Origin of the sequence: Streptococcus suis (assembly GCF_002960625.1) — a bacterium.
Classification (GTDB): domain Bacteria; phylum Bacillota; class Bacilli; order Lactobacillales; family Streptococcaceae; genus Streptococcus; species Streptococcus suis_T.
In genome coordinates, this window is sequence record NZ_POJH01000044.1 from 1 (window position 1) to 11698 (window position 11698).

Below are 11698 nucleotides of genomic sequence, written 5' to 3' on the forward strand. Positions count from 1 at the left end.
TGTTTTTCATTATTAGTTACCAACTTGTCCCATAGTAAGTTCTAGCTTATTTTTTTGTCTCAGTCTAATTTCCAGTTTTGGCGTTAGACTAGAACTTACTTTGAGAATTTAGGCATAAATAAAATTTTCTAATTTCGTTCCGTCATATCGCCTTTTTCCTCTACTTTCTGCTATAATAGTCATGATTGAATTTTTAATTGGAGAGTAAAAAACATGGCTTTAACAGCAGGAATCGTCGGTTTGCCAAACGTTGGTAAATCAACCCTATTTAACGCAATCACCAAGGCAGGAGCTGAGGCTGCAAACTACCCTTTCGCAACAATTGATCCAAACGTCGGCATGGTGGAAGTGCCTGATGAGCGCTTGCAGAAGTTGACCGAGCTCATCACCCCTAAAAAGACAGTCCCAACCACCTTTGAGTTTACCGATATTGCCGGTATCGTAAAAGGTGCTTCTAAAGGTGAGGGACTTGGAAACAAATTCTTGGCCAATATTCGTGAGGTTGATGCCATTGTCCACGTGGTGCGTGCCTTTGATGATGAAAATGTCATGCGTGAACAAGGTCGTGAAGACGCCTTTGTGGACCCAATCGCAGATATTGATACCATTAACCTAGAATTGATTTTGGCGGACCTAGAGAGCATCAACAAGCGTTATGCGCGTGTAGAAAAAATGGCACGTACGCAAAAAGACAAGGATTCTGTCGCAGAATTTGCAGTTCTTGAAAAAATCAAACCTGTCCTAGAAGACGGGAAATCTGCTCGTACAGTTGACTTCACCGATGAAGAACAAAAAATCGTCAAGCAACTTTTCCTTTTAACGACCAAGCCAGTCCTCTATGTTGCCAACGTCGATGAAGACAAGGTAGCAGATCCTGAGTCTATCAGCTATGTTCAGCAAATCCGTGACTTTGCTGCAACAGAAAATGCAGAGGTAGTAGTGATTTCTGCGCGTGCAGAAGAGGAAATTTCAGAACTCGACGATGAAGATAAGGGTGAGTTTTTGGAAGCTCTTGGATTGACAGAATCTGGTGTGGATAAATTGACCCGTGCAGCCTACCACTTGCTTGGACTTGGTACCTACTTTACAGCAGGGGAAAAAGAAGTGCGTGCTTGGACTTTCAAACGTGGCATCAAGGCTCCACAAGCCGCTGGTATCATCCACTCAGACTTCGAAAAAGGCTTTATCCGTGCCGTTACCATGTCCTACGATGATTTAATGACCTACGGCTCTGAGAAGGCTGTTAAGGAAGCAGGACGCCTCCGTGAAGAAGGAAAAGAGTACGTGGTTCAAGATGGGGACATCATGGAGTTCCGCTTTAACGTTTGATGGCTAAACTGTCCTTATTCTTCGTTGTTTTACCTTGACATACCACCAGTATTGTCTGCGGTTTCAACGCCTAGACTAAGAACAGTTTATCGCATCAAAGAGGATGATTACTTGGTTGGAAAGCATTTTCCAGCCTTTTGGTATTTAAGGAGAAAAAATGACACGATTAATCATAGGTCTGGGAAATCCCGGAGACCGCTATTTTGAAACAAAACATAACGTTGGTTTTATGTTGCTGGATAAGATTGCCAAACGTGAAAATGCGACCTTTAGTCACGATAAGATTTTCCAAGCAGACATTGCCACAACCTTTATTGATGGTGAAAAAATTTACCTGGTCAAACCAACGACTTTCATGAATGAATCAGGTAAGGCTGTTCATGCCTTGATGGCCTATTATGGATTGGATGAGACCGATATTCTGGTGGCTTATGATGATTTGGACATGGCAGTTGGGAAAATCCGTTTCCGTCAAAAAGGATCAGCGGGAGGCCACAATGGGATAAAATCCATTGTCAAGCATATTGGAACGCAGGAATTTGACCGTATTAAGATTGGTATAGGTCGTCCAAAAGGAAAAATGAGCGTTGTAAACCATGTCTTGTCTGGCTTTGATATAGAAGACCGTATCGAAATTGACTTGGCTTTAGATAAACTTGACAAGGCTGTCAACTTTTATCTGGAAGAAGATGACTTTGATACCATTATGAGAAAGTTTAACGGATAATGAATATACTCGATTTACTTCATAAGAACAAGCAAATCAATCAATGGCAGTCAGGATTGAATAAATCAACTCGTCAGTTACTTTTAGGATTATCCGGAACTAGTAAGTCATTGGTAATGGCGACTGCCTATGATAGTCTGGCTGAGAAAATAATGATTGTGACTGCTACTCAAAATGAAGCAGAGAAATTAGTTGCAGATTTAACAGCCATTATTGGAAATGAGCACATTTACAACTTCTTTACAGATGATAGTCCAATTGCGGAATTTGTCTTTGCATCAAAAGAACGAACTCAGTCAAGGATTGATAGTTTGAATTTTTTGACCAATCCAACTCAATCAGGAATTCTGGTAGTTAGTGTGGCTGCCTGTCGGATATTGTTGCCAAATCCAGAGGTTTTTAAAGCTTCTAACATCCGACTGGAAGTTGGTAAAGAAATAGAAGTTGACAATCTTGTAAAGAAACTTGTCAATATCGGATATAAAAAGGTAGCTCGTGTCTTAACTCAGGGAGAATTTAGCCAACGTGGTGATATTCTAGATATTTTTGACATGCAAGCAGAAACTCCTTACCGAATAGAATTTTTTGGAGATGAGATTGATGGTATTCGTATCTTTGATGTTGACAGTCAAAAATCCTTAGAAAATCTTGAAAGTATATCCATCTCTCCAGCTTCCGACATCATTTTGTCTTCCGAAGACTATAACAGAGCTATCCAATACATTCAGACAGCTATTGACCAATCGACCCTAGAGGAGCAAGAATCTTACTTACGAGAAGTTTTAGCGGACATGCAGACGGAGTACCGGCATCCAGATTTACGTAAATTCTTGTCCTGTATCTATGAACAATCATGGACATTGTTGGATTACTTGCCAAAGAGTTCTCCCTTATTTTTGGATGATTTCCATAAAATCGCTGATAAGCAAGCTCAGTTTGAAAAAGAATCAGCAGACTTATTGACAGATGATTTACAGAAGGGTAAATCAGTGTCAAGTTTGAATTATTTTGCCTCAACTTACGCTGAATTGAGAAAATACAAACCAGCTACCTTCTTTTCAAGTTTTCAAAAGGGATTAGGAAATGTAAAATTTGATGCTCTTCATCAATTTACCCAGCATCCTATGCAGGAATTTTTTCATCAAATTCCTCTATTAAAAGAAGAACTCGCTCGATATAAAAAATCAAAACATACAGTCATTATTCAAGCAAGTTCTGAAGCAAGTTTACAGACTTTACAGAAATCTTTACAAGAGTATGATATCCAATTCCCTACCTGTACTTCAGATAAATTAGTAGACGGTCAGCAACAATTGACCATTGGTCAGTTAGCTTCTGGCTTTCATTTGATGGATGAGAAGTTAGTACTTATCACTGAAAAAGAGATTTTTAATAAAAAAATCAAACGCAAGGTCCGTCGAACAAATATTTCCAACGCTGAACGCATTAAGGATTATAGTGAGCTGGTTGTCGGTGACTATGTTGTCCACCATGTCCACGGGATTGGCCAATATTTAGGGATAGAGACTATTGAAATTTCTGGGATCCACCGTGACTATGTGACTGTGCAGTATCAAAATGCTGATCGCATCTCCATTCCAGTAGAGCAAATAGATCTACTTTCTAAATATCTAGCATCCGATGGAAAAACTCCAAAAGTCAATAAACTAAACGATGGTCGTTTCCAACGAACCAAGCAAAAGGTTCAGAAGCAGGTAGAGGACATTGCGGATGATTTAATCAAGCTTTACGCTGAGCGTAGCCAACTGAAAGGTTTTGCTTTTTCGCCAGACGATGACAATCAGGTGGAATTTGACAACTACTTTACACATGTGGAAACAGATGATCAACTCCGTTCTATTGATGAAATCAAAAAGGATATGGAAAAAGATTCTCCAATGGATCGTCTTTTGGTTGGGGATGTCGGTTTTGGAAAGACAGAGGTAGCCATGCGGGCTGCCTTCAAGGCTGTCAATGATGGCAAACAAGTAGCTATCCTTGTTCCAACAACAGTTTTAGCCCAACAACACTATGCTAATTTCCAGGAACGATTTGCTGAATTTCCTGTCAATGTCGATGTCATGAGCCGTTTTAAAACAAAAGCAGAGCAAGAAAAAACGCTTGAAAAGCTAAAAAAAGGTCAAGTTGACATCATCATTGGTACCCATAGGCTTTTATCTAAAGATGTTGTGTTTGCTGATTTAGGTTTACTGGTCATTGACGAAGAGCAACGTTTTGGTGTCAAGCACAAGGAACGTTTGAAGGAACTCAAGAAAAAAATCGATGTCCTGACCTTGACAGCAACACCAATACCTCGAACATTGCAAATGTCCATGTTGGGAATTCGCGATTTATCAGTCATAGAAACACCGCCGACCAATCGCTATCCAGTTCAAACCTATGTCATGGAAACAAATCCTTCCGTGATACGAGATGCTATTCTCCGTGAAATTGATCGAGGTGGACAGGTTTACTATCTTTACAACAAGGTTGACACTATAGAACAAAAAGTTTCAGAATTGAAAGAATTGGTCCCAGAAGCAAGCATCGGTTATGTTCATGGACAAATGTCTGAAATTCAATTAGAAAATACTCTCTACGCCTTTGTGGAAGGTGAGTATGACATTCTAGTGACCACAACGATTATTGAAACTGGTGTTGATATTCCAAATGCAAACACCCTTTTTATAGAAAATGCAGACCATATGGGATTGTCAACTTTGTATCAACTTCGTGGGCGTGTCGGGCGTTCTAGTCGGATTGCCTACGCCTATCTCATGTACCGTCCAGACAAGTCCTTGACAGAAGTAGCGGAAAAACGATTGGAGGCTATTAAAGGCTTTACTGAATTAGGCTCTGGTTTCAAAATCGCTATGCAAGATTTATCTATTCGGGGAGCTGGAAATATTTTAGGTGCTGCCCAGTCAGGCTTTATAGATTCTGTAGGATATGAATTGTACTCTCAATTGTTAGAGCAAGCAATTTTAGAGAAACAAGGGAAGACTGTCCAACGTCAGAAAAGTAATTCTGAGGTTCATTTACAGATTGATGCCTACCTACCAAGCGACTATATTGCTGATCAGCGGCAAAAAATTGAAATTTACAAGCGTATCAAGAATATTGACAGTCGTGTAAACTATCAAGAACTACAGGAAGAATTGATTGATCGCTTTGGAGAATACCCAGATGTAGTTGCTTACTTGCTTGAAATTGGTTTGCTAAAGTCCTATCTTGACCAAGTTTTCTGTCACTCAGTTATGAAACGACAACAGCAAGTAACTGTTACATTTGAAGCAATGGCAGGTCAACTATTTTTAACGCAAGATTACTTTGAAGCCTTATCTGCTACTAAATTAAAGGCTCAAATAACAGAAAATAAAGGCAAATTGGCAGTTATTTTTAATGTTCAGCAGAAAAAAGACTATGAGATTTTAGAAGAATTGCTTGCTTTTGCTGAAAAACTACAAGAAATCAAGACTAGAAAAACATTATAAATTTTTCAATTAAATGAAAAAATGGTAAAATATGTAGTTGAGGTAAAGGTATGAGATTAGATAAATATTTAAAAGTATCTCGCATTATCAAGCGCAGAACGGTTGCAAAAGAAGTTGCAGACAAGGGACGGATTAAAGTCAATGGTATTCTTGCCAAGTCATCAACAGATTTAAAAGTTGATGATCAGGTTGAAATCCAATTCGGCAATAAGTTGCTAACTGTGAAGGTCCTTGAAATGAAAGATTCTACAAAAAAAGAAGATGCACTGAAGATGTATGAAATCATCAGTGAAAAAAGGATAGACGCGGATGAGAAAATCTAAAATCCTGCAATTGAATAATGCCTTTATTCAATCAGAACGCACAAAATCTCAACATAAACTGGCAGAGCGACAACAGAAAAATCGTTTTATGGCTGCTATTTTGATTTTGGTTATTTTTCTATTTATGTTGCCAGCCTATAATCTTGTGGTGACCTATACAGATATTCAGAAGCAGGAAAAAAAGCTTGCTGAATTGGAAAAAAACTATGCTGAGTTGACAAAAGAACAAAAACAAGTAGCTGAAATGGTCACAAAATTAAAGAATGAGGACTATGCTGCCAAGTATGTTCGAGCTAAGTATCAATACTCTAAAGAAGGGGAATTTGTCTATAATATTCCGGGGCTACCAAAATGACAGATTCTATTTTTAAAGTCGTGGAACAATTTTTACAACATTCTGAAGAGAAGTTGGAAGAGTTATCCCAAAAAAATCAGGAATTAAAATTAGACGAAAAGGATTTATAGAAAGGAGGGAGTATGCAAAAGAAACTGCTCGTATGGTTATTGCCAGTTTTATTTGGATGGCAGGTGGTTGATAGTACAGAAATACCGTTTAAACTCACAGCGCAAGAAGAATATGAATTGACACAGACTGTATATGATCAGTATTTTCAGACTATCCCTCAAAATCCAAATGTATTTCAAACAGAAACACTTTATTCTGATTTAGAACTGACAGATGTTGCTGGTCAATTACAGCCAAATCAAGCTTTTTCGATTACAGATGTAGCTGTGAACTCCAAAAAAGAGTTGGTTTTTCAGATTGACAATGCTTCTTATATTGTGGCAGATACCAGCAAACTATTTGCTGATGTCGTTTTAGCAGAAAACCTTGTTGAGCAGACCTACTGGACCAATAAAAATGTTGTAGTCCTATCTTCTCCTATAGCAAATCAAGCTAAGGAAGTAAAAACAGATTTGAAGTCCTATCAAGCTGTTAATGTTACTAAAATTGCTACAACTCCTCTAGGTGATTTTGCTTATATCGCAGACAAGGGATGGATAGCTATGGATAATTTGTCTACCGTTGACAATAGGATTGAAGCAGTCCAAGACTTGCTCACACAGAAATATTCTAAAAACAACATAGGAATATATGTTAAGCAACTTTCAACTGGTCAGTCAGCAGGTCTTAATCAAGATAAGGTATTTTATTCTGCTAGTATTGCTAAACTACCTATTCTTTACTATGTTCAGGAGCAAATCAATGCAGGACAGGTTGATTTGACGACTAAAGTGAAGTACACGGCAGATTCTATGTCCTTTCCAGGTGCCTATGTTGTTGGCGGTAGTGGGTCTTTATCTAAAACACCTGACAATAAAGAATACTCGGTAGAAGAATTGATCAACAAGACTGCTAAAGAGTCGGATAATGTAGCCAGCAATTTACTTTCTTACTATGTGACACATCAGTTTAATGACGACTTCTACCAGAATATTACTGCTATTACAGGTAGTAAGTGGGATATGGTTACACGTGAAACCACAGCAGAAGTTGCTGGAAAAATGATGGAAGCCTTGTATGAACAAGAAGGCTATGTTTTAGAAAGTCTTATATCAACGCAGTTTGATAACCAACGTATTTCAAAAGACATTGCTGTTCCAGTAGCTCACAAAATCGGTGATGCGGATGATGTCAAGCATGATGTAGCCATTGTTTATGCAGAATCTCCTTTTGTCCTATCTATTTTTACGGATAAATCAAGCTATGATGAAATTACACAAATTGCAAATGATGTTTACGGGATTTTAAAGTAAATGAAAAATAGATTTTTAAAAGTGACACAGGATGGTCACTTTTTTGATAAACATAAGAAAGTACTAGTAGCCGTGTCAGGTGGATTGGATTCCCTGAATTTATTTCACCTCTTATACGAATTTCGGAAAGAACTAGGGATTGAACTTGGTATAGCCCATATAAATCATGGACAACGGGAGGCAGCCGTTCTTGAGGAGAACTATCTCAAGCAATTGGCAGAGGAATGCAAAGTTCCATTTTACCTATCACATTTTGAAGGGAAGTTTTCAGAAGAAACAGCCAGGAAATGGCGTTATGCATTTTTTGCGGACATCATGGAGCAGGAAGGCTATACAGCTCTCGTCACAGCCCACCATGCTGATGATCAAGCAGAAACTGTTTTAATGCGATTGATTAGGGGAAGCCGTTTGCGTCATATTTCTGCCATTCAGCCTATCCAGCCTTTTGCAAATGGAGAACTTATTCGCCCGCTCCTGTCTTTTAAAAAGTCAGATTTTGACAATGTGTTTCATTTTGAAGATGCCAGCAATTTTAGCTCAACCTATTTCAGAAATAGAGTTAGGAATGATTATCTACCAAAATTAAAACAGGAAAACCCTAAAATTGAGCTTGCTCTCAATAACCTTGCAACTGATACTAGAAATCTATTACAGGCATTGCGAGATTTAACAAAGGATTTATCTGTTACAGATTTGACAAGTTTTCAGCAGCAGACACAGGCAGTCCAGAGGTATTTACTAGAGGAATATTTAGAAGGCTTTCCTGATTTACAATTATCCCGTTCCCAGTTTGACGAGGTTCTTCATATTCTTCAATCAAAAGCGAACTATAGACATCTACTAAAAAATAATTATATTCTAGAAAAAGATTATCATAGTTTCACAATTGATAAAATAGGACCTCAGACGGATGAGCAAATAGAACCAATCATGATAGAATCAGAAGGTGTTTTTTCTTATGGTTCGTATATTTTTTCACTCAATCACCCAATGGAAGACGCAGAGCAGGTTTTACATTTTCCAAGCCATTTCCCCATCCTAGTACGAGGAAGACAGGCGGGAGATACTATCCGAATAAACGGCGTCACTAAAAAACTCCGTCGCTGGTTTATTGACAATAAAATACCGCAGAAAGTTCGACAAGAGGCTATTATCATTGAACAAGCTGGTGAAATTTATGGAATTGCCAATCTTGCTAGCAGTGATTTGAGTAAATCAATAAAAAATGATATAATCAAAGCTACCTTATATATAAAAATGAAAGAGTAGAACAACTATGTTGGACAAAGATATTAAGAAAATTCTTGTTTCAGAAGAAGAAATTATTGCAAAGTGCAAAGAACTTGGTCAAATTCTAGCAAAAGACTACGCGGACAAGAACCCTATTCTTGTTGGAATTTTGAAAGGTTCTATTCCATTCATGGCAGAATTGATGAAGCATATTGATACGCATATCGAAACGGACTATATGGTTGTTTCAAGTTATCATGGTGGTACAGAAAGCAGCGGAACAGTTAAAATTATCAAGGATTTAGATAACAGTGTTGCTGGTCGCCACATTATCTTTGTTGAAGATATTATTGATACTGGTCGTACATTAAAAGAACTAAAAGAGCTGTTTGCTCTCCGTCAAGCTGAATCTATCAAAATTGCTACCCTCCTTGATAAACCAGAAGGTCGAGTGGTTGAGATTGAGCCAGACTATACTTGTTTCACTATTCCAAATGAATTTGTAGTTGGATTTGGATTAGACTACGATGAAAACTACCGTAACCTTCCTTATGTTGGAGTACTAAAAGAGGAAGTTTATACAAATTAGAAAAAGGTTTCCTACTATATTATGAACAATCAACCAAATAAAGGATTTATTAGAAATCCTTTTCTCATTATTCTAGTTATTGCGACTATTCTAACGGCATTCCAGTTCTTTAATGCCGGTCAGCAGGTTGCTACTCAAGAAATTAGCTATTCTCAAGTCATTACTGAACTTAAAAATAATAATGTTTCAGAATTGACCTATCAACCAGATTCAAGCGTTATTGAAATTACTGGTAAATATAAGACAGAACAAACAGCTAAGGATGAGCTTGCCTCTTCTATTAAGTTATTCCAAGTTTCTAATACTGTTACTTATAAAAACTTCAAATCGCTTATTCTTCCGTCTGAAACAAACTTGTCAGAATTACAAACCCTAGCAAATGAAAATGGTGTTAAGGTAACGATTAAGCCAGAAAGTTCTAATGGGCTATGGTTAAATATTATTTTTAATTTGTTGCCACTTGTTATCGTTGGTGTATTCTTCATGATGATGATGAACCAAGGCGGTGGTGGAGCTCGAGGTGCCATGAACTTTGGACGAAACAAAGCAAAAGCTCTTGAGCAAAGCAATATCAAAGTTCGTTTCTCAGATGTCGCAGGTGCAGAAGAAGAAAAACAAGAATTGGTAGAAGTCGTAGAATTTTTGAAAGATCCTAAACGCTTTACCAAACTTGGTGCCCGTATTCCGGCAGGTGTCTTATTAGAGGGACCTCCAGGAACAGGTAAAACCTTACTTGCCAAGGCTGTAGCAGGCGAAGCAGGTGTGCCATTCTTCTCTATCTCTGGTTCAGATTTCGTAGAAATGTTTGTCGGTGTCGGTGCCAGCCGTGTTCGTTCACTTTTTGAAGATGCCAAAAAAGCAGCACCAGCTATTATTTTCATCGATGAAATTGATGCTGTCGGTCGCCAACGTGGTGTCGGAATGGGTGGCGGTAACGATGAACGTGAACAAACCCTTAACCAACTCTTGATTGAAATGGATGGTTTTGAAGGCAATGAAGGTATTATCGTCATTGCTGCAACTAACCGTAGTGATGTTCTCGATCCTGCTCTTCTTCGTCCTGGACGTTTTGACCGTAAAGTGTTGGTTGGTCGCCCAGATGTCAAGGGCCGTGAAGCAATCCTTAAAGTTCATGCTAAAAACAAACCTCTGGCTCCGGATGTTGATTTGAAATTAGTAGCTCAACAAACACCAGGATTTGTTGGTGCTGATTTGGAAAATGTTCTTAACGAAGCAGCCCTTGTAGCCGCACGTCGAAATAAAACTGTGATTGATGCTTCAGATATTGATGAAGCAGAAGACCGTGTTATTGCTGGTCCGTCCAAGAAAGACCGTCAAGTTTCAGCTAAGGAGCGTGAAATTGTTGCCTATCACGAAGCTGGTCACACGATTGTTGGACTTGTTTTGTCAAATGCTCGCGAAGTTCATAAAGTTACTATTGTACCTCGTGGTCGCGCAGGTGGATATATGATTGCCCTTCCGAAAGAAGATCAAATGCTACTTTCAAAAGAAGATATGAAGGAGCAATTGGCTGGGCTTATGGGTGGTCGTGTAGCTGAAGAAATTATCTTTAATACTCAAACCACTGGTGCCTCAAACGACTTTGAGCAAGCAACACAGATGGCGCGTGCTATGGTTGCTGAATATGGTATGAGTGACAAAATGGGACCAATGCAGTATGAAGGTAGTCATGCTATGTTTGGTGGCCAGACAACTCATAAACACATATCAGAACAAACTGCTTATGAATTAGATAATGAAGTCCGTGATTTATTAAATGAAGCACGCAATAAAGCAGCTGAAATTATTCAGTCTAACCGTGAAACCCATAAACTAATCGCAGAAGCATTACTTAAGTACGAAACTCTCGACAGTGTTCAAATTAAATCTCTCTATGAGACAGGCAAAATGCCAGAGAATATTGAACATGAAGACGAAGATGTTCATCCTCTTTCTTATGAAGAAGTCAAAGAGAAAATTGATACAAAGTAATAAATCTACAGCTGATAATCATTTTGGTTATCAGTTTTCATTATTTCATAAAAAAATCTACAAAAAGAGTTGACAAGGTCAAATGAAGATGATAGACTTATTGAGTTGTCTTTTAGAGAACCTGTTAACCGTTTGAAAAAAAGGGTAAATTCTCAAAGTAAGTTCTAGTTCCCGTCCATCTAGAAGTTACTCTGAGAAAACTGCATAAAACCAACAGAATTTAGTCTCAGACTAAGTTCTGTTTTTGCCTAAAATG

General features: G+C 38.3%; 10 protein-coding genes. All 10 read left to right on the forward strand.

The features are described 5' to 3' along the window. Positions 1–213 precede the first annotated feature (213 nt). The 10 genes from ychF to ftsH all read left to right on the forward strand — a co-directional run bounded on the left by ychF (position 214) and on the right by ftsH (position 11442). Complete coding sequence (gene ychF / locus C1G49_RS09490; protein ID WP_105125498.1) at positions 214–1329, forward strand: redox-regulated ATPase YchF; 1116 nt, start codon at positions 214–216, stop codon at positions 1327–1329. 157 nt (positions 1330–1486) lie between these two features. Further along, entirely contained in the window at positions 1487–2056 is a 570-nt protein-coding gene (gene pth / locus C1G49_RS09495; protein ID WP_105125499.1) for an aminoacyl-tRNA hydrolase, read from the forward strand. Then, positions 2056–5550 carry a transcription-repair coupling factor gene (gene mfd, locus C1G49_RS09500; RefSeq protein ID WP_105125500.1) on the forward strand — a complete coding sequence of 1165 codons (3495 nt, stop codon included), beginning with the start codon at positions 2056–2058 and terminating at the stop codon, positions 5548–5550. The genes pth and mfd overlap by 1 nt, the downstream gene beginning before the upstream one ends. A 50-nt stretch (positions 5551–5600) precedes the next feature. Continuing rightward, entirely contained in the window at positions 5601–5873 is a 273-nt protein-coding gene (locus C1G49_RS09505) for an RNA-binding S4 domain-containing protein (RefSeq protein ID WP_105125501.1), read from the forward strand. Continuing rightward, positions 5860–6228: an FtsB family cell division protein gene (locus tag C1G49_RS09510; protein WP_105125502.1), complete on the forward strand. Its 369-nt coding sequence runs from the start codon at positions 5860–5862 to the stop codon at positions 6226–6228. Before C1G49_RS09505 ends, C1G49_RS09510 begins: the two co-directional genes overlap by 14 nt. Further along, complete coding sequence (locus C1G49_RS11405; protein ID WP_105118506.1) at positions 6225–6338, forward strand: SP_0009 family protein; 114 nt, start codon at positions 6225–6227, stop codon at positions 6336–6338. The genes C1G49_RS09510 and C1G49_RS11405 overlap by 4 nt, the downstream gene beginning before the upstream one ends. Positions 6339–6350: 12 nt before the next feature. Then, positions 6351–7631 (forward strand): serine hydrolase, encoded by a 1281-nt coding sequence (locus C1G49_RS09520; protein WP_105125503.1) that lies wholly within the window; start codon positions 6351–6353, stop codon positions 7629–7631. Beyond that, the gene (gene tilS, locus C1G49_RS09525) at positions 7632–8900 is read left to right on the forward strand and encodes a tRNA lysidine(34) synthetase TilS (RefSeq protein WP_105125504.1); all 1269 of its coding nucleotides are present in this window, start codon (positions 7632–7634) and stop codon (positions 8898–8900) included. A gap of 7 nt (positions 8901–8907) precedes the next feature. Beyond that, positions 8908–9450 carry a hypoxanthine phosphoribosyltransferase gene (gene hpt, locus C1G49_RS09530; RefSeq protein WP_105125505.1) on the forward strand — a complete coding sequence of 181 codons (543 nt, stop codon included), beginning with the start codon at positions 8908–8910 and terminating at the stop codon, positions 9448–9450. A gap of 21 nt (positions 9451–9471) precedes the next feature. Further along, positions 9472–11442, forward strand: coding sequence for an ATP-dependent zinc metalloprotease FtsH (gene ftsH, locus C1G49_RS09535; protein WP_105125506.1), 1971 nt, complete (start codon positions 9472–9474; stop codon positions 11440–11442). The last annotated feature ends 256 nt before the right edge of the window (positions 11443–11698 follow it).